Annotated in this window: 17 protein-coding genes; 10 read left to right on the forward strand and 7 right to left on the reverse strand. The window is 58.5% G+C overall.

What is annotated here, in order from left to right; genetic code table 11:
- Positions 1-31: 31 nt before the first annotated feature.
- Both HSW_RS13495 and HSW_RS13500 read right to left on the reverse strand, forming a co-directional pair.
- On the reverse strand, positions 32-1,024 hold the full coding sequence (locus HSW_RS13495; protein WP_044002360.1) for a hypothetical protein: 993 nt from the start codon (positions 1,022-1,024) through the stop codon (positions 32-34).
- A gap of 27 nt (positions 1,025-1,051) precedes the next feature.
- A complete protein-coding gene (locus HSW_RS13500; RefSeq protein ID WP_044002361.1) occupies positions 1,052-2,428 on the reverse strand; it encodes a saccharopine dehydrogenase C-terminal domain-containing protein in 1,377 nt (458 codons plus the stop codon).
- A 340-nt stretch (positions 2,429-2,768) separates the two neighbouring features.
- Here HSW_RS13500 and cdd point away from each other — a divergent pair, with 340 nt between their 5' ends.
- Together cdd and HSW_RS13510 are read left to right on the forward strand one after the other, a co-directional pair.
- The gene (cdd, locus tag HSW_RS13505; protein ID WP_044002362.1) at positions 2,769-3,263 is read left to right on the forward strand and encodes a cytidine deaminase; all 495 of its coding nucleotides are present in this window, start codon (positions 2,769-2,771) and stop codon (positions 3,261-3,263) included.
- Between the two features lie 97 nt (positions 3,264-3,360).
- Complete coding sequence (locus tag HSW_RS13510) at positions 3,361-4,026, forward strand: alpha/beta hydrolase (protein ID WP_044002363.1); 666 nt, start codon at positions 3,361-3,363, stop codon at positions 4,024-4,026.
- An 83-nt stretch (positions 4,027-4,109) separates the two neighbouring features.
- Here the strand turns inward: HSW_RS13510 and HSW_RS13515 are convergent, their stop codons facing one another.
- The 4 genes from HSW_RS13515 to HSW_RS13530 all read right to left on the reverse strand — a co-directional run bounded on the left by HSW_RS13515 (position 4,110) and on the right by HSW_RS13530 (position 8,712).
- Positions 4,110-4,859 carry an SDR family NAD(P)-dependent oxidoreductase gene (locus HSW_RS13515; protein WP_044002364.1) on the reverse strand — a complete coding sequence of 250 codons (750 nt, stop codon included), beginning with the start codon at positions 4,857-4,859 and terminating at the stop codon, positions 4,110-4,112.
- Between the two features lie 14 nt (positions 4,860-4,873).
- The gene (gene porT / locus HSW_RS13520; RefSeq protein WP_052346430.1) at positions 4,874-5,647 is read right to left on the reverse strand and encodes a type IX secretion/gliding motility protein PorT/SprT; all 774 of its coding nucleotides are present in this window, start codon (positions 5,645-5,647) and stop codon (positions 4,874-4,876) included.
- On the reverse strand, positions 5,647-6,375 hold the full coding sequence (gene ubiE, locus HSW_RS13525) for a bifunctional demethylmenaquinone methyltransferase/2-methoxy-6-polyprenyl-1,4-benzoquinol methylase UbiE (RefSeq protein ID WP_044002365.1): 729 nt from the start codon (positions 6,373-6,375) through the stop codon (positions 5,647-5,649). Before ubiE ends, porT begins: the two co-directional genes overlap by 1 nt.
- A gap of 129 nt (positions 6,376-6,504) precedes the next feature.
- Positions 6,505-8,712, reverse strand: coding sequence for an OmpA family protein (locus HSW_RS13530; protein WP_044002366.1), 2,208 nt, complete (start codon positions 8,710-8,712; stop codon positions 6,505-6,507).
- A 507-nt stretch (positions 8,713-9,219) separates the two neighbouring features.
- Here HSW_RS13530 and yihA point away from each other — a divergent pair.
- The 3 genes from yihA (at position 9,220) to HSW_RS13545 (ending at position 11,018) form a co-directional block, all read left to right on the forward strand.
- Positions 9,220-9,837 (forward strand): ribosome biogenesis GTP-binding protein YihA/YsxC, encoded by a 618-nt coding sequence (gene yihA / locus HSW_RS13535; protein ID WP_044002367.1) that lies wholly within the window; start codon positions 9,220-9,222, stop codon positions 9,835-9,837.
- 76 nt (positions 9,838-9,913) lie between these two features.
- On the forward strand, positions 9,914-10,384 hold the full coding sequence (locus tag HSW_RS13540; protein WP_044002368.1) for an energy transducer TonB: 471 nt from the start codon (positions 9,914-9,916) through the stop codon (positions 10,382-10,384).
- Between the two features lie 31 nt (positions 10,385-10,415).
- Positions 10,416-11,018 (forward strand): DUF5606 family protein, encoded by a 603-nt coding sequence (locus tag HSW_RS13545; protein ID WP_044002369.1) that lies wholly within the window; start codon positions 10,416-10,418, stop codon positions 11,016-11,018.
- A gap of 174 nt (positions 11,019-11,192) precedes the next feature.
- Here HSW_RS13545 and fbp read toward each other — a convergent pair whose 3' ends face one another.
- Positions 11,193-12,221 (reverse strand): class 1 fructose-bisphosphatase, encoded by a 1,029-nt coding sequence (gene fbp, locus HSW_RS13550; RefSeq protein WP_044002370.1) that lies wholly within the window; start codon positions 12,219-12,221, stop codon positions 11,193-11,195.
- 149 nt (positions 12,222-12,370) lie between these two features.
- On the opposite strand from fbp, the gene HSW_RS13555 reads away from it, so the two are divergent.
- The 5 genes from HSW_RS13555 (at position 12,371) to HSW_RS13575 (ending at position 16,868) form a co-directional block, all read left to right on the forward strand.
- The gene (locus tag HSW_RS13555) at positions 12,371-13,654 is read left to right on the forward strand and encodes an aspartate kinase (RefSeq protein ID WP_044004721.1); all 1,284 of its coding nucleotides are present in this window, start codon (positions 12,371-12,373) and stop codon (positions 13,652-13,654) included.
- Positions 13,655-13,736: 82 nt separating this feature from the next.
- Positions 13,737-14,255, forward strand: a complete 519-nt coding sequence (locus HSW_RS13560) for a Fur family transcriptional regulator (RefSeq protein WP_081768408.1) — start codon at positions 13,737-13,739, stop codon at positions 14,253-14,255.
- An 87-nt stretch (positions 14,256-14,342) separates the two neighbouring features.
- Positions 14,343-14,981 carry a peroxiredoxin gene (locus HSW_RS13565; RefSeq protein WP_044002371.1) on the forward strand — a complete coding sequence of 213 codons (639 nt, stop codon included), beginning with the start codon at positions 14,343-14,345 and terminating at the stop codon, positions 14,979-14,981.
- 134 nt (positions 14,982-15,115) lie between these two features.
- Positions 15,116-15,607, forward strand: a complete 492-nt coding sequence (locus HSW_RS13570) for a GNAT family N-acetyltransferase (RefSeq protein WP_044002372.1) — start codon at positions 15,116-15,118, stop codon at positions 15,605-15,607.
- Between the two features lie 10 nt (positions 15,608-15,617).
- Positions 15,618-16,868 carry a 3-deoxy-D-manno-octulosonic acid transferase gene (locus HSW_RS13575; RefSeq protein WP_044002373.1) on the forward strand — a complete coding sequence of 417 codons (1,251 nt, stop codon included), beginning with the start codon at positions 15,618-15,620 and terminating at the stop codon, positions 16,866-16,868.
- Positions 16,869-16,966 lie beyond the last annotated feature (98 nt).

The following is a 16,966-nucleotide window of genomic DNA, read 5'->3' on the forward strand; positions in this document are numbered from 1 at the left end:
ATTCAGGCACTATCCGGCCAGGAAAAAGCTGTTACAGACCTACTGCTTCGGCCGTATTTTCGGGTGGCGCAGCCGGTACAAAGCGGGACAGCTGCCGACGACTTTTCAATATCAGCCCCAACAGACATGCCACTAGCAGGGCCAGGTACGCCGGATTGCTTCCCAGGATGGATACGGCCACTACCACCGCCCCGGCCTGTGTCAGGCGGCTTAGCGTAGCGTGCGGGTAGAAGGCATACTTGGCCAGCACCAGCATCGTCAGGACCAGCGCGCACCAGAGCAGCAGGGCCAGCGTACCGCCCAAGCCAGCCGGACTTTGCGCCATTAGAAAAGCTAATGGGGCCGCCGTGAGGCCGAAATACAAAAACGCCCACCCGATGCGGCTCCGCAGCCACGCCGTTGGCCGAACCAGGACGGGGAGCAGCCATGTGAGGGGCTCGGCTGGGCCGTAGGCATCGAGTAGCAGCAGCAGCCAGCCCACCACGGCCAGCGCGGGCCCGGTAGCCGTGGCGCGGGTAGCGCCAGCCGCCGCCAGCAACGCCAACCAGCCCAGTCCCAGCCACCAGCGCCGCCCCAGGCTCACCCACTCAAACGCCACGCTCCGAAACCAACTGCGCCCGGCACCGCGCCCGGCACCAGCCGTGGCAGCCGGTGCCAGGGCCGCCAGGGCCGCCAGGGCCGCCAGCAGCGGCACGGCTCCCGCCGCAGCTGGCCGGCCCCGGCCCAGCAGCACCAGTGCCACCGGCAAGCTAAGTAACACGTATTCGACCGCCAGCCAAGCCCGAAAACCAGGCGCTGATAGCCGCAGAAACGGCAGGTCGGCACGGCGGCGGTGCAGGCTCAGCACCAAGCTACCTACGGCTACCGGCACCAGCCACACCAGTGCTGGGCTGGCCGCCGCCGTGAAGAGTGCCTGCCCGGTTGCCAGCGCCAGGAACATACCCAGCACCAGCAGCCGCCCCCAGCCCAGTTCCCGAAACAATCGGCCCAGCACGCGCAAACGCAGCCGCAGGTAGTAGTTCATGGGCCCTTCAACGCTTAGCGGGCCGGGTTATTCTCCGATTTCAGCGGCCTCTCCTGTCGGCAGCGCATGTTCTTCCTCCACGAACCGGATGCCGTACTCCTGCTCCAGTTCCGCCAGAATGGGCTCGTACACCTCCGGCAGCGTGGGAATGACGACGCCCCGACGAGTTAGCTGGCCTTGGGCCAGCTGGCGCACGGCCATGCCTACTGGCAGCCCCACGGTTTTGGCCATGGCCGTGTGTACCGCGTCGTCGCCCAGCACCACCAGCGAAGAAGTCTGCGCATACAACTGGCCGTTCAACTCGTATTCGAACTGGTGCTGCATGACAATCATGTCCTTGTCGTGGGGTTGCAAAGCCCACTTTTCGGTGAGCAGCTTTTCCAAGAGCTGGGCCGGCGTGGCATCGGGCAAGCCTACGGGGCGGTCAGAAAACAGCTCCAGCCAGGCCAGCCGCTGCATTTCCGGGCCTTGCGGGTCGAGTTGGAGGTAGGCAGCTACGCGGCTGAACGTGTCGGCAGCAGTAATGGTAGCGGGCAGGTAGGCTTCCAGTATCTCCCGCCACGTCAAAGTAGCGGGGTTGGCCAAGTGCACAGTGTCGTCGGTGAGGCCCAGGCGCACCAGCGCATGCCAAGCGGCGCAATAGCCGGGCCGCCGTAGGGTGCCGCGCAGCATCGTGGGAATAGCTCCCAGCCCGTAGGGGGCGAGGTAGCTCAGCGAGTCGCGGTTGGCGTAGCCCTCAAACTTGCCGAAACCGGGCACCGTGAGAAGTTCAGTGCGGGCAAACAACTGCTGATACGGGATGAAGCGCAAACGGCCGGCCTCCAAGAACTTCGCCGTACTCTGGCCCGCCAGCACCACATTACGCGGGTTCCAGGTAAACTTATACTTCCACGGATTATCCCCTTCCGATTCCGGGGCCAGAAGCCCGCCACAGTACGATTTAAACGACGTCAACTGGCCCCCGCGCCGCCGAATATCGGCCAGCACGCGCATGGCCGACATATGGTCGAGGCCGGGGTCGAGGCCGCATTCCATCAGCACCGTGACGCCGGCCGCTTCCGCCTCGGCGTGCAGCGCCCGTATTTCTTCACTCACGTAGCTCGCCGTTACTAGGTGTCGGCGGTGCCGCACGCAGGCCCGGGCCACGGGAGCATGAAACAGCGCCGGCAGCATGGAAATCACAATATCAGCCTGCGGCACCAGTTCTTCCAGCCGCGCTTCATCATGCACGTCGAAGGGCACGGCGCGGGCATACTCGGTGTGCGCGGCCAATACAGGCACCAGGTGGGCGGACTGCACGTCGGCCACGGTCAGGTACCAGCTTTCGGTAGCAGCGTGGCGCAGCAGGTATTGGATAAGCGAGGAAGCCGAGCGGCCGGCTCCCAGAAGCAGGATACGGGTCATAGGTGGGGAGGAAGGTGGGGAGAACTGAGCCGCCAATATCGGGGAGATTCCGGGAACGGAAGGTTGGAAGGGGAACGGAATGGGGTGAAGATAGCAGCAGCGTGTCGTCAGGCACGGTATGTTCCGATTCCTGCTTGGTGCCTTACAAGGCTTAATGGCCTCATCTACGCTTGTGCATTCTCCCACTTTAATTTCACATTTCCCCGCACTCCCTCCTATTTATCCCGCCTTAAAAACCCCCATATACCTCTGCTACATCCGGTAAAATATTGTACATTCGCCGCCCCTTTTCACTCCCCGGGGCCGCGTGTCGGTGCCGGGCCGTTCTTTGTCCCCCCCGATGGCTCATCCCCTTCACCTGACCATCACCGTAGAGGTGGTGGCTTCCGAAGCTGAACTTACTCCCGCCGAAGCTACCACCTGGCAGGCTGCCCGCGCGGCTACCGACTACGCGTACGCGCCCTACTCCCACTTTCATGTGGGCACTGCCCTGCTACTCGATGACGGTTCGGTTTTTCGGGGCACCAATCAGGAAAATGCCGCCTACCCTTCGGGCCTGTGCGCCGAGCGGACTGCTCTGTTCGGGCTGGCGGCCACGCAGCCGGAGCGGCGCATCATGGGCATGGCTGTGGCCGCCCGCCCCGCCAACGGCGACTTTGTACCGGTGACCTCCTGTGGGGCCTGCCGCCAGGTGATGGTTGAGTACGAGCACCGCCAGAAGCAGGCCATTCCGCTGCTCCTGCCCGGCCCCGATGGCAGTATTTACCGCTTCCGCTCCCTCTCCGATCTGCTCCCCTTCGGCTTCACCGCCGATGATTTGCCAGCGACGCAATAGAAACTGGTGGAACTGGTGAGTTTTTCTTGCTGATTACTTCTGCCGAAGCCGCCAACGTGTTAAACTCACCGGTTCACTATTGCATCTGATTCCCTATATGCTTGCGCAAGAACAGCATTTTCCGGTCACCCGCACGGCCCGCTACTACCAGCTGGGCGAGTTGTCGGCGGCTACGCGCCGGGTGTGGTTCGTGGCGCACGGCTACGGCCAGCTGGCAGTATATTTCATTCGGCACTTTGCCCACCTCACGGCCACCGACCCGGCGCTGGTCATCGTTGCGCCCGAAGGCTTGTCGAGATTCTACCTGCAGGGAACCGGCGGCCGGGTGGGGGCTACCTGGATGACGCGAGAAGACCGGCTGACGGAAATCGACGATTACGTAGCATACCTCAACCAGCTGGCCGAAAGGCTGCTGGCCCAGGCCGCGCCCGAAGCAGCTGTTACGGTACTGGGCTTTTCCCAGGGTGCCGCCACCGTCAGTCGCTGGCTGGCGCAGGCACCTTTCCGGCCGGCCCACCTCATCCTCTGGGCCGGCGCCTTTCCGCCCGATATGGCGTTGCCCACCGCCACCGATCTGCTGTATAACCTGCCCGTCACGCTGGTGTGCGGCACCGAGGACGAGTTTATCACCGCCGAAGCACTTAGTCAGCAACAGGAGTTTCTGCGTCGGGTAGGCGTAGAAGCTGCCGTGCTACGGTTTACTGGTACGCATACGCTGCACGGCCCTACGCTTAGCCAGCTGACGGAACAGGCGCATCAATAAATATAAATACGTAGAACGAAAAAGCACGCGGGCCGGCTCAAAAGAGCTGGCTCGCGTGCTTTTTCGTTTCGACTTTTGAAACCTTACTCCCGCCGGATAGTGGTAGCGGCTCCCTGGGCAGTGGGCAGAATCAGGACTTCGGCAATGTTAACGTGCGGCGGGCGCGTTACCATGAACTGGATGACATCGGCAATGTCCTCGGCCCGCAGCGGCTCAAACCCGTCGTACACCTTGGCCGCCCGCTCCGTGTCGCCTTTGAAGCGAACTGCCGAAAACTCCGTTTCCACGGCCCCGGGGTTCACCTCTGCCACCCGAATGTGGTGGGGCAGCAGATCCAGCCGCATGCATTTGGTGAGGGAAGCCACGGCGGCTTTGGAGGCGCAGTACACGTTACCGTTGGCATATGCCTCATACCCGGCAATGGAGCCGATGTTGATGATATGGCCGGCGTTGCGGCGCGTCATGGCGGGCAGCACGGCCCGGCTCACATACAGCAGGCCCTTCACGTTGCCATCCAGCATATCGTCCCAGTCCTGCGGGTTGCCGCTCTGGATGGGAGCCAGTCCGTGGGCGTTACCGGCGTTGTTGATGAGCACATCCACGTCCTGAAACGCAACGGGCAGGCTTTGCACGGCCGCTTCCACGGCGGCCCGGTCGCGTACATCGAAGGTGAGTAACTGTGTGGGCACCTCCGCCAGCTCCCGGGCCAGCTCTTCCAGCCGCTCCCGGCGGCGGCCAGCAAGCACCAGCTGAAAGCCGGCTTTACCCAGGGCCACGGCCGTCGCCCGGCCAATTCCCGAGGAAGCCCCGGTGATAAACGCAGTTTTGATCATGGGAGAAAACAGGGTTAGCGGCCCGACCAGATATTGAGGTACAGGGTAACGGTATTGCTTTTCATGCTCTGCAGGCTGCGGCTGTACACGTCGGTATTGCCAGGCACGTACAGGTTGGTAAGGCCATGGGAGAAGCGCAGTTCTGGCGAGAATTTGAAAAACGGGTAAAACAGATCCATGCCCACGCCATATTCAATGGCGAAATCTGAGCGGCCGGCTTCCAACAGCGTAAGCTCCCCATCCTTTTTGCGGCCACCAATTGTGAAGCTCGGCTTTACTCCCCCGATAATGTATACCCGGGAGTTGCGTCGCCGCTCCGATTTCAGCTTGAACAGCAGCGGAAAATCTACCTGGGTCGTCCCTATTTCCTGATCCGCAATTTCCTCCGGGTCGTTGGGGTACTGCTGCAGATTCTGGGAGTAGCCATAGGGCTTGAACTCGATGCGCCGCGTGAGGAAGCTTACGCCGGGCGCGAAATTGAGCGCGCCGTACTCCCCGATGCGCAGATCGGCCAGAAAACCCACCGAACCGCCAGGGCTGACTACCGAGTTGGCCGAAACTCCCTGGCTGGGGTAACCGGAGGCATGTTCAAGCTTGTAGCGCGAGAAGTTGGGGGCCACGTACATGCCTAGGTGCAGCCACCGGTCATCGTAGCCCGGCAGGTTGTTCACCGTCACCGACTTCACCCGGCCATTTTTGCCTTTGCTCGCGCCACTCAGGCTTTTTTTCTGGGCCTGCGCCCCCAGCGGCAGCACCACCAGAGCCGCTGCCACCAGGGTTAGCCGCATTATTTTTGAGCGGTGTAAATTGAGCTGATGCCGAACGTGAGGGGTTGCCATGCGGGGGAAGTAAAGCCAACTTTACGCAGAATTGCCAGAAACTCCTGACCATCCGGGAAAGCCTGCACCGATTCGGGCAGGTACGTATAAGCGGCGCGGTCTTTAGAAATCAGCTTGCCGAATACCGGCAGAATGTTTTTGAAGTAGAAGTTGTAGGCCTGCTTCATGGGGAAAGCAGTGGGCTTGCTGAATTCTAGCACCACCATCTTCCCGCCCGGCCGCAGCACCCGATACATCTCCGAAAGGCCCTTTTCCAAGTTCTCGAAATTGCGCACCCCAAACGAAGCCGTCACGGCATCAAAGTGGTCGTCCGGAAACGGCAGGGCTTCCGAATCACCTAGCTCCAGCCGGATGCGGTGGCCCAGGCCCTTCTGCTCCAGCTTGCGGCGGCCCACCTCCAACATCCCCTCCGAAATATCCACGCCCGTAATCTGAGCATCGGGCGTGGCAGCACGCAGGGTTTCAATGGCAAAGTCGGCGGTACCGGTAGCAATATCCAGCACCCGGGCCGGGCGCAGCTGTTTCAGCTCGTCCACGGCCTTGCGCCGCCAGTAGATATCCGTGCCCACACTCAGGAAGTGGTTCAGGAAGTCATACTTGCCGGCAATGCTGTTGAACATGTGGGCCACCTGGGACTTTTTGTCGGCGGCGTCGTCTTTGTAGGGTACTACGGACATACTTCTCAGGGCGAAGAACGGGGGAACTCAGGCAAAATTGCCCAAATACAACGGTCCGCCCCGCATTATGTTAAAAAAAAACGGGCCGGGCTGCTTGCCCGACCCGTTTTAACTCCTGACTTCAACGGCTTAGTCGTTGTCAGTCTTTACTTTGGTTTTGCTACCGTCAGCGTCTTTGGCCTTCGAGTCGATGGTACCGTCCTTGGTTACGGTCTTGCTCTTCTCGTCGTTAGCGCCTTTGGTTTTCACCTTCACTTTGTCGCTGTCCTCGTCCACTTTGGTTTTCACCTTCGTGCCGTCGGGCAGTTTGGCTTTGCTCTTGCCGGGCTGCAGCGGCACCGTGGTGCGCGTGCCGGTCGTGGAAGAGTTGGTGGAATTTGTCGAGTTAGCACCCGAAGTTGGCGTGGGGTTCACCATGTTCGGAGCCGTTTCGCCTTCCTTCAGAATCACACGGAAATCGGTGCGGCGGTTAAGCTGCATGTTTTCCGGCGAATCGTTGGCGGCTACCGGACGACGCTCACCGTAGCTTACCGTCACCATGCGGGTTTCGGCAATACCCGACTTCTTCAGGTAGTTGTAGGCCACATCGGCGCGGTTCTGGCCGAGTACGATGTTGTACTCATCCGTGTTCCGCGAGTCGCAGTTACCCTCAATGGAAATGTTGATACCGGGGTTAGCCTTCAGCACTTCGCTGATGCGGTTCAACTCCGTAATCGACTCCGGCCGCAGCTTGTACTTGTCGGTATCGAAGTAAATCGGCTTCAACTGAGCGATATTGGTTCCAGAGGTATCCACATACGGTACGTAGAAATCCTTGGTGATTACCGTCGAATCGTTGGTCGAAATTGGAACGGGGAACTCCTGGGTTTCGATGTTCTTGCCATCCTTCGACACAGCTACCTGATAAGTCCGGCCCGAAAGCACACTTACCTGATAGTCGCCGGTTACGGGCTTGGTTACGTCGTTGTAGCTCAGCGCCGTTTTATCGGCCTGGGTGCCACTAAACACAAGCTGTACACCCGGAATGACGGTGCTGTCCTTTTGGCTCAGCACGCGGCCCCGGATGATGGCGTTCTTGATGTAGTTGATCGTGTAGATGTCCTTCTCCCCGTAGCCGCCTATGCGGTACGAAGACAGGTAGGCATACGAGCCATCCGGCGAGAGACGGTAGTACGTGTCATCATCGGGCGTGTTGATGGGGTAGCCCATGTTTTCAGGACGGCCCCACTTGCGGCCCACCGAATCCCAGTCCGACTTGAAGATATCGTAACCACCCATCGTGTTGTGGCCGCGCGACGAGAAGTACAACGTCTTGCCATCTTTGCTCAGGTACGGGCTATCGTCATCGTACACCGTATTCACGGCGTTACCGAGGGTTTTAGCCGGGCCCCAGTCGCCACCAGGCTGACGGGTAGCGGTGTAAATGTCCAGCGTGTTGTCTTCCGAGTACTTGCTGGTCGAGAAGTAAATCGTTAGGCCATCGGGCGTGATGTAAGCGTCCGACTCGAAGCCCGACGTGTTGATGTTCTTGTTGAGCTTCTTGGGCTCCGTCCAGTCCGTGCCCGACTTTTCCGAGTACAGGATGTCCCCGTTCTCGTCGTTGCGGTACATGAGCAGCTTAGTGTCGTTGTCGAACACCTGAATAGAGGCATCGTGGCCTTTGCCGTTGAGCACACCGCTCAAGGAGCGGGGCTTCTCCCAGTTCTCATCATCGATGCGCTTGGCCTCGTAGATGTTTTCGTAGTACTGGCCGTCGGCGGCAATTTTGTTTTTGTCGTTCAACTTGCCATCGGGGTTTACCGCCGGGGCATTGCTCATGTTATCGGAGCGGGAGGTGAACAACAGCACCTTGTCGTCGTTGGAAATTACTGGGCTATGCTCCGACCACTGGGTGTTGATAGTGGGGCCCAGGTTTTTCACAAAGATATCCTTGGGGCTGTTGAACTGCACTTTGGCGTTCTTGCTGTGCTGAATCAGCTGGGCCAACTCCTTTTTGCGGGTATCCTTGCTTTTCAGTGTGGCGTTGTAGGCCTGAAAATGCGAAATAGCCTCGTCGAAGTTGTAGTTTAGGTGGTCTACCCGACCCAGCCAGTACTCCACATCCTTCGATACATTTTTCTTCAGGCGCTGAGCCTTGTAGATGTAGTCGCTGGCCTTTTCCTTGTCAAATGACATGTAGGCAATACCCGCCCGGAACAGCGCCTGGGCGTTGTTCGGCTCCTTGGCCAGCACTTGCTCGTAGAGAGGCAGCGAAGCCCGGTAGTTCTCTTGCGAAAAATACTTATTGGCAGCCTTGAGTTGCTTTCGTGTGCTCTGAGCCAGGGCAGGCTGGGCCATAGCAGCCGTAAGCGCGAAGGCGCACGAGGCTTTCAATAACCTTCTGACTAAGTTGTCCATTGTTGGAGGGGTTAGGGAAATAAGGAGTTGCAAAGGGGGAGTGAACGCCCAAAACGCCGATTGCGCGAGTGGGTTTTCAAGAGTTGCCTCTTATACTGAAAACCCGCCTCAGGGTTGAGGCGGGATAGACAAAAAGGGGAAGCTGGGCGCAAAAAAAGGCGATTAGCTTCGTATTTTGACTACAAAAAGCATTCCCCGAACCGGGGAATAAGCGGGCAAAGATAGAAATTTTATAATACGGACTTGGTCGCATCCAATTCAGTAAAATAACTGGCTTCGCAGACGAAAATAAGTGAAGTATTCGCATTCAAAACCTTTCCTGCAGTCATTGCCGGACGCACAAATATAGTTCGACTACTTAAATTACAAGGTTTTTCTCCAAAAAATTATGGATCCCCGGAGCTGCGGCCGAATATCTACCTTTGTCTTTCAGCTTACGCTCAACGCATGAATATCCAGGACGCCAAATTTCTGATGAGCAACTCCCGCGTGGAGGACTGCCCCGCCCCTACGCTGCCCGAGTATGCCTTCATTGGGCGCTCCAACGTGGGTAAGTCGTCGCTCATCAACATGCTCACCAACCACAAAGGGCTGGCCAAAACCTCTTCGCAGCCGGGTAAAACGCAGCTAATCAATCATTTTATTATTAATAACAATTGGTATCTGGTTGATTTACCGGGCTATGGCTACGCAAAAGTCAGCAAAGATTCGCGCGTGAAGTGGCAGCGCATGATTAATTTCTATTTACGCAAACGGGAAAATCTGGCGTGCGTTTTTGTGCTGGTCGATTCGCGCCATTCACCGCAGGCAGTGGACCTCGAATTTATGGAGCAGTTGGGCAGTGAGGGAATTCCATTTGTTATGGTATTTACCAAAGCTGATAAACAATCGGGTACCCGCACGCAGCAAAATGTGCTGGACTACATTCAAAAAATGGAAGAAACCTGGGATGAGGTACCTCGGCATTTCGTAACGTCGGCGGAGGAAAAAACTGGCCGCGACGAGGTGCTGGATTTCATTCAGGAGATAAACCGGCAGCTCGCCGAAACGCCCGATAATGCGTAGATTGGCCCTGTAATTGCCATGCATGGCCGGGCCTTCGTGCCCCCGTATTCCATCGTCTTTTCTCTGCTTACCTCTCATGAAAAAAACCGCTCTTCTGCTGGGCATCGGGTTGCTGGCCTGCACGGCTCCGGCTCTGGCCCAGAAAACCAAGGTCAAGGTAAAAACCGACGGCCCGGCTCCTGAAACCACGGAAGCACCTACTGAGGCGGCTCCGGCCGCGCCGGCTCGCCCCAAAGCCATTCCGGTAGCTGAGTATTATGAGGGTGGCCAGGATGCACTGATGGCCTTCATTGCCCAGGAGCTGAAATACCCTATTATGGCCCGGCGCAACCGCATTCAGGGTCAGTGCATTGTGAGCTTCACGCTGAACACCGACGGCACCATGTCGGGCATTAAGCTGGTGAAAAATATTGGCGGCGGCTGCGGCGAGGAAGCCCTGCGCGTGGTTCGGCTGCTCAAGTTTAAGAAGCCCGATTATGCTATCCTGACCAGCTTGCCCGTAACCTTCAAGCTGCCTTCTCCCGGCCAAGCCGCCGCAACTGAGTAACTTTGCCCTTTCAAACAACTGCTTTCTTCTTATGCCCTACGACCTGAAGGAAATTGCCGCTATCAGCGGAATGCCCGGTCTGTACCGCCTCGTGAAACCTACCCGCGCCGGCGTTATCATTGAAGCCCTCGACGAGAAAGGCACCCGCTCCGTGGCCTCGGCCCGCAATAAGGTGTCCCTGCTCCACGAAATCTCCATCTACACCCAGGATTACGACCAGACGGTGCCCCTGACGGAAGTATTCGACCGTATCTATCAGCAGCACGGCAAAGAGTTGGCGGTGACCAACAAATCGGACGACCGGGACCTGTCGGCGTTTATGGCCGGTATCATGCCCGACTACGACCGGGAGCGGGTGTACATGTCCGACATCAAGAAGCTGGTGCAGTGGTACCGTGTAGTGAGCCAGAAACTGGACTACCAGGCCCCCGCTGCCGAAGAAGCCACTGAGGAGGTACCTGAGGAAGCCCCAAAAGCCAAGAAAAAGGCCGCTAAAAAGGACGAACCCGCTGCGGATGAAGCCCTGAGCACCGCCGGTATCATTCCGGCCGCTGAGGAAACCAATGCCGCCGGCAACCCCGAGGCAGGCGAAGCCAAACCGGCTAAAAAACCGACCAAGAAGAAAGCCGAATAGTTTTTCCTTGCTTCGGCTACAACAGAAAGGCCCGCTTCATAATGAAGCGGGCCTTTCTGTTGTAGCCGAAGCAAGGAGGAGGTATAAATGATGAGTTCTGAAGGATGAATTAGCAGATTCCGGCTGCACTGTACATAATAACTCATCATTCATACCTAAGCCCTCACCCTCTGCCTACGCTTTCAGCACAGCATCGTGGGCGAATTCGGGGGCGAGGAATTCCTCCACTTTCTCCACCAGCTCGGGCGAGCCGATGAACAGCGGGCACCGCTCGTGTAGGTCGCGGGGCTCGATTTCGAGCGTCCGACGGCGGCCGTTGCTGGATTTGCCGCCGGCCTGCTCCACAATGAAGGCCAACGGGTTGCACTCGTACATAAGGCGCAGCTTACCGTTAGGGGCCTTTTTGGAGGTAGGATACATATAGATGCCTCCCTTAAGCAGGTTGCGGTGGAAGTCGGCCACCAACGAGCCGATGTAGCGGGCCGAGTAGTTCTGCTCTTTGCAAAACGCCACAAAGCCCTTCATTCCTTCCGTGAAGGATTCCGAAACACCCTCGTTAATGGAATAGATGGCACCTGTTTTGGGCGTCTGGATGTTGGGGTGCGAGAGGAAGAACTCGCCCAGGCTGGGCTCGTAGGTGAAGCCGTTTACGCCGTTGCCGGTAGTGTACACCATCATGGTGCTGGAGCCGTAAATCACGTAGCCGGCGGCCACCTGATGCGTACCGGTTTGCAGACAGTCCTGCGTGGTACCCTCGTTGCCTGTGGGCGACACGCGGCGGTAGATGCTGAAAATGGTGCCGATACTGACGTTTACATCAATATTGCTGGAGCCATCGAGTGGGTCAATGGCTACCACGTATTTGCCCTGCGTGTTACCGGTCTGAATCATCTCGTCGTCTTCCTCCGAAATGATGGTACATACCTCTCCCCCGTTGCGCAGCGCCCGGATAAAGCGGATGTTGGCAATGACATCTAGCTTCTGCTGGTCCTCTCCCTGCACGTTGCGGTTCCCATAGGCACCGGCAATATCAATAAGGCCGGAGCGGTTGATTTCGCGGTTCACGATTTTGGCCGCCAGCGCAATGTCGCGCAGCAGTTGCGACAGTTCGCCGGTGGCGTACGGAAAGTCTTCCTGCTTGCGCATGATGAAGCGGTCCAGGGTGGTGCCAACGGGCAAAGCCAGCTTGTCGTGGTTAGTCATACAGTGAGTGAGGTAGAAGGGTGCGGGTGGGAAAGGTCAAAATTAACCAATTTGCCGAAGTCGCCTGAGCGAAATTTCGCTCATTGCCTCCCGCCAGTCAATTTCCCGGCATTCATGGCCGATGGGAGGCTTGGCCCTACATTTGGGCCATGCAGGAACCGCAGCAACTTCAGATTTTCAAGTTTGGCGGCGCGTCGGTGAAGGACGCGGCCGCCATCCGTAACCTCAGCAGCATTGTACGGGCGCACGGCCAGCCAGGCCCGTTGCTGGTGGTGGTATCGGCCATGGGCAAAACCACCAATGCGCTGGAAGCCATTTATCAGCTGGCGCACACGGGTCAGGAGTATACCCCGCAGCTTGCCCTCCTCCGGGATTTTCACCTGGGTGTGGCGACCGAGCTGGGCGTGAGCGACGAAGCGGCCGGCACGCCGGCCCTGGCCGAGTTGCTGGAGCAGTTGCACGACCGGTTGGCCACCCTACTTCCCGGCGACTTCGATAAGCAGTATGACCAGGTAGTTAGCTTCGGCGAGTTGCTGGCTACGCGCATTGTGGCCCGAGCGCTCCAGGCCCAGTGGCTCGACTGCCGGCCGCTCATCCGGACTGACCATACCTGGCGGGAGGGCCGCGTGGACTGGGCTACCACCGAACGAAACCTGCGGGCAACGCTGCCCGGACAGTTGCAGCACGGCCCCATTGTGACGCAGGGGTTTCTGGGCGGCACCGCCGGCGGGCACACCACCACGCTGGGCCGGGAGGGCTCCGACTACACCGCCGCTATTCTGGCTTATTGCCTGGGGGCGGCTTCGGTAACCATCTGGAAGGATGTGGCAGGGCTGCTGAATGCGGACCCCAAGTTTTTTGCCGATACGGTACGTTACCCCGAAATCAGTTACCAGGAAACCATCGAAATGGCCTACTACGGGGCTTCCGTCATTCACCCCAAAACCATTAAGCCGCTGGCCGTGCGGGGTATTCCGCTGCTGGTAAAGTCGTTTGTGGACCCCACGGCGGAAGGCACGCGCATTCATGACTGCCGCCACGGCCTGCTGGTGCCCGCTTTCATCCGCAAGACGGGGCAGTGCCTGATTTCCTTTGAATCCAAGGACCTGACCTTTATTTCGGAGGAAAATCTGGAGGTCATTTTTGGGGCTTTGGCGCAGGTGCGGCTCAAAATTCACCTGATGCAGAACTCAGCCATCAGCTTCTCGGTGTGTACCGATTTCTCCGCTTATCGCCTGGAAAAGCTGCTCAGCGCACTACGGGAGCAATTTACCATTCATTACAACACAGGCCTGGAGCTGTACACCATCAAGAACTACGATGCCGCCAGCATTCAGCGGCTGACGGACAGCCGGGAGCTGCTGCTGGAACAGCGCAGCCGCCAGACGTTTCAGTTTGTGTGCCGGGGCGGAGTGAATGAATTTGTGAAGTGATGCTCCGGGTAGGCAGCAAAGAAACCAGTTCGACCCAAGGCCTGGCGTTTTGTTCCCGTCATTGCCATTTCCCAGGCTCAAAATGAAACAATTTTGTCCGGCCGGACCTTATAGCCCTATCTTTGCGGAGAACTATTCTCATCTGGTGAACCACACGTCCGACCATTCGCACTCTACTCCCACTGCCGGCCACCTGCGTGACCGGCTGGCAGCAGTTGGTTTGCGGGCCACCCAACAGCGCCTGCTGATTCTGGAAAGCCTGCTGATTCTGCCGGGCCACCCGACGGCCGAGCAGGTACACCGCCAGGTAACAGAACAGATAGCATCCATTTCGCTGGGTACCGTGTACAAAACGCTGGATGCGTTTGTGGCGGCGGGCCTGACGCGCCGGGTAGCTTCGGCTGAAGGAGCGTCGCGCCGCTACGATGCCGACTGCACGGAACACCACCATCTTTTCTGCACCAATACGCAGGAAATCATTGATTACTGCGACCCGCAGCTGGACGCGCTAATCCGGGAGTTCTTCGCGGCCAAAGGCCTGTCGAACTTCCAGCCCCGCTCCTTTTCCCTGCACATCACGGGAGACAAAGTATTACCCTAAGCCAGTGAGCAAGTGCTGCCCGCCGGCGTACGCTCACGGGTTATTCTCTTTTCACTCACTACCTTTTTTCACCATTTTCCAGTACTCATGGCAGTTCTCGTAGGTAAACGTGCTCCTTCTTTCAAAGCTACCGCCGTTATTGACGGCGAATTCGAGGAGGATTTCTCCCTCGACCGGTACCTGGGCAAGAAGCACGTTATTTTCTACTTCTACCCAGCTGACTTCACCTTCGTCTGCCCCACCGAAATCATTGCTTTCCAGGACCGTCTGGCCGACTTCGAGGCCAAAGGGGTGGCCATCGTCGGCTGCTCGACCGACACGCACTTTTCGCACTTTGCCTGGCTGCAGACCCCGCGCGACAACGGCGGCATTGAGGGCGTGAAATACCCGCTGGTGGCCGACGCCACCAAAACCATTGCCTCGAACTACGACGTACTGGGCGGCCATTACGACTACAACGAAGCCGGCGAAATGACTTTCGTTGGGTCGCCTTTGGCTTACCGGGGCTTGTTCCTGATTGACAAGGACGGCATTGTACGCCACCAAGTGGTAAACGACGGCCCGCTGGGCCGCAGCATCGACGAAGCCATGCGCATGGTAGATGCGCTGCAGTACTTCGAAGTAAAAGGCGAAGTATGCCCCGCCAACTGGGAAGAAGGCAAAGAAGCTATGGCTGCTACCCGCGAAGGTGTGGCCAACTACCTGGGCAAGCAGGCCGCCCACTAGAGCTTAGAGCTTAGAGCTTAGAGCTTAGAGCTTAGAGCTTAGAGCTTAGAGCTTAGATTGTATGGAAAAGGCTTCGCTGAGTTACAGCGAAGCCTTTTTCCGTAATAGTGGGCGGAAGGCTGTACTTTTGCCGCATGCTACTCCGCCGGGCTACGGCTGCCGATGCTCCGCGCATCGGGCAGCTATTCTATGATACCATTACGCAGGTGAATTGCGCCGACTACACCCCAGTGCAGATAAACGCGTGGCGGGGCGGTTGGCAGAACCTGGCGGGCTGGGAAGCCAAAATTGAGGCGCAGTACTTCCTGGCGGCTGAAGATGAAACTACCGGCACGTTGGGGGGCTTTGCCTCCCTGGCATCCGATGGGTATCTGGACTTCCTGTTTGTGAGTGCCGCCTACCAGCGCCAGGGCATTGCCCGGCAGTTACTGACGGCCCTGCTGGCCCAGGCCGCCTGTCTGAACCTACCAAGCCTCTACACCGATGCCAGCGTGACGGCCCAGCCCTTTTTCTTCCGGTATGGCTTTGTGGTAGCACAGGAGCAGCAGCTGCTTGTACGCGGGGTGGCATTACCCAATTACCGCATGGTACGGCCCCTTCCCTTTTTCTCAAGCCTCACGTCCTAAGTACCACCTCTTGCGCTTTCTTTATACCATTGGTCTGCATCTGTACGCGCTGCTCCTGCGGCTGGTGGCTCCGTTCGTGCCCAAGGCAGCGCAGTGGACGGCCGGACGGCGCGGGCTGCTACCGCACATTCGGGCCACGCTGGCCGCAGAAACGGCCCCGCTGGTGTGGTTCCACTGCGCTTCGCTGGGCGAGTTTGAGCAGGGCCGCCCGCTGATGGAAGCCTACGCGGCCGAGTATCCGGCGCACAAAATCGTGCTGACGTTCTTTTCGCCTTCGGGCTACGAAATCCGCAAAAACTGGGCGGGCGCCGACTATGTGTTTTACCTGCCTCTCGATACGGCGGCCAACGCGCGGGCTTTTCTGACGGCGGTACAGCCCCGCTTGGCGGTATTCGTGAAGTACGAGTTCTGGTACTACTTCCTCACCGAATTGCAGCGGCGGCAGGTGCCCACTGTCTGCGTATCAGCCATTTTTCGGGCCGAGCAGGTTTTTTTCCAGCCTTGGGGAGGTTTCTTTCGGCGAATTCTTAGCCGCTTTACGCACATCTTTACGCAGAACCATGCCAGCCGGGAGCTGCTGCAACAGGCTGGTATTGCCCAAGCCAGCGTGGCCGGCGATACGCGCTTTGATACGGTGGTACGCACGGCGGAGGCCTCGGCCCGGGTGCTCCCACTGGTGGAAGCCTTCACCGACGACTGGGCTCCGGTACTCATTGTGGGCAGCAGCTGGCCCGAAGATATGCCCGTGCTGACGCCGCTACTGCATAAGTACCAGCAGGAGCTACGCTTCATTGTAGCGCCGCATGAAATCAGCGAAACCAACCTGCGCCTTGTGGAAGCGGCCCTGCCCGGCCAGGTAGTGCGCTACTCCCAGGCCAGCCCGGCCACGGTAGCGCAGGCCCGGGTATTGCTCATGGATAATGTGGGCCTGCTCAGCCAGCTCTACCGGTTCGGGCACTTTGCCTACATCGGCGGGGCGTTTGGGAAGGGCCTGCACAATACGCTGGAGGCCGCCGCTTTCGGGTTGCCGCTGTTTTTCGGACCCACGTATCATAAATTTCAGGAAGCTACCGACTTGGTAGAGCTGGGCTGCGCTTTCCCGGTTTCCTCATCGGAGGAGCTGCTGAAAGTTTTCGGCTCCCTCTTTCACCGCGAAGAAGCCCGCCTGCAGGTCCAGGACCTCAGCCTCGACTACGTCCACGACCACAGCGGCGCCACCCGCAAAATCATGCGCTGGATCGGTGAAGTGATGAAGCTGTGAAAGGTGAAATGGTGAGCGTACCTGGAACCGAATGCCACGCAAACGACCCCAGGTACGACCAACCTATTCACGACTTCCCCCTTCCACAACTTCACCAC

This window comes from Hymenobacter swuensis DY53, assembly GCF_000576555.1.
GTDB classification, from domain to species: Bacteria; Bacteroidota; Bacteroidia; order Cytophagales; family Hymenobacteraceae; genus Hymenobacter; species Hymenobacter swuensis.

Coding starts and splice junctions, on each gene's coding strand:
- fbp (WP_044002370.1), bottom strand. CDS start 12,221: ATGACTAACCACGACAAGCTGGCTTTGCCCGTTGGCACCACCCTGGAC.
- HSW_RS13545 (WP_044002369.1), top strand. CDS start 10,416: ATGCCCTACGACCTGAAGGAAATTGCCGCTATCAGCGGAATGCCCGGT.
- cdd (WP_044002362.1), top strand. CDS start 2,769: ATGGCTCATCCCCTTCACCTGACCATCACCGTAGAGGTGGTGGCTTCC.
- HSW_RS13500 (WP_044002361.1), bottom strand. CDS start 2,428: ATGACCCGTATCCTGCTTCTGGGAGCCGGCCGCTCGGCTTCCTCGCTT.
- HSW_RS13530 (WP_044002366.1), bottom strand. CDS start 8,712: ATGGCCCAGCCTGCCCTGGCTCAGAGCACACGAAAGCAACTCAAGGCT.
- HSW_RS13570 (WP_044002372.1), top strand. CDS start 15,116: ATGCTACTCCGCCGGGCTACGGCTGCCGATGCTCCGCGCATCGGGCAG.
- ubiE (WP_044002365.1), bottom strand. CDS start 6,375: ATGTCCGTAGTACCCTACAAAGACGACGCCGCCGACAAAAAGTCCCAG.
- yihA (WP_044002367.1), top strand. CDS start 9,220: ATGAATATCCAGGACGCCAAATTTCTGATGAGCAACTCCCGCGTGGAG.
- HSW_RS13555 (WP_044004721.1), top strand. CDS start 12,371: ATGCAGGAACCGCAGCAACTTCAGATTTTCAAGTTTGGCGGCGCGTCG.
- HSW_RS13495 (WP_044002360.1), bottom strand. CDS start 1,024: ATGAACTACTACCTGCGGCTGCGTTTGCGCGTGCTGGGCCGATTGTTT.
- HSW_RS13510 (WP_044002363.1), top strand. CDS start 3,361: ATGCTTGCGCAAGAACAGCATTTTCCGGTCACCCGCACGGCCCGCTAC.
- porT (WP_052346430.1), bottom strand. CDS start 5,647: ATGCGGCTAACCCTGGTGGCAGCGGCTCTGGTGGTGCTGCCGCTGGGG.
- HSW_RS13540 (WP_044002368.1), top strand. CDS start 9,914: ATGAAAAAAACCGCTCTTCTGCTGGGCATCGGGTTGCTGGCCTGCACG.
- HSW_RS13560 (WP_081768408.1), top strand. CDS start 13,737: ATGAAACAATTTTGTCCGGCCGGACCTTATAGCCCTATCTTTGCGGAG.
- HSW_RS13565 (WP_044002371.1), top strand. CDS start 14,343: ATGGCAGTTCTCGTAGGTAAACGTGCTCCTTCTTTCAAAGCTACCGCC.
- HSW_RS13515 (WP_044002364.1), bottom strand. CDS start 4,859: ATGATCAAAACTGCGTTTATCACCGGGGCTTCCTCGGGAATTGGCCGG.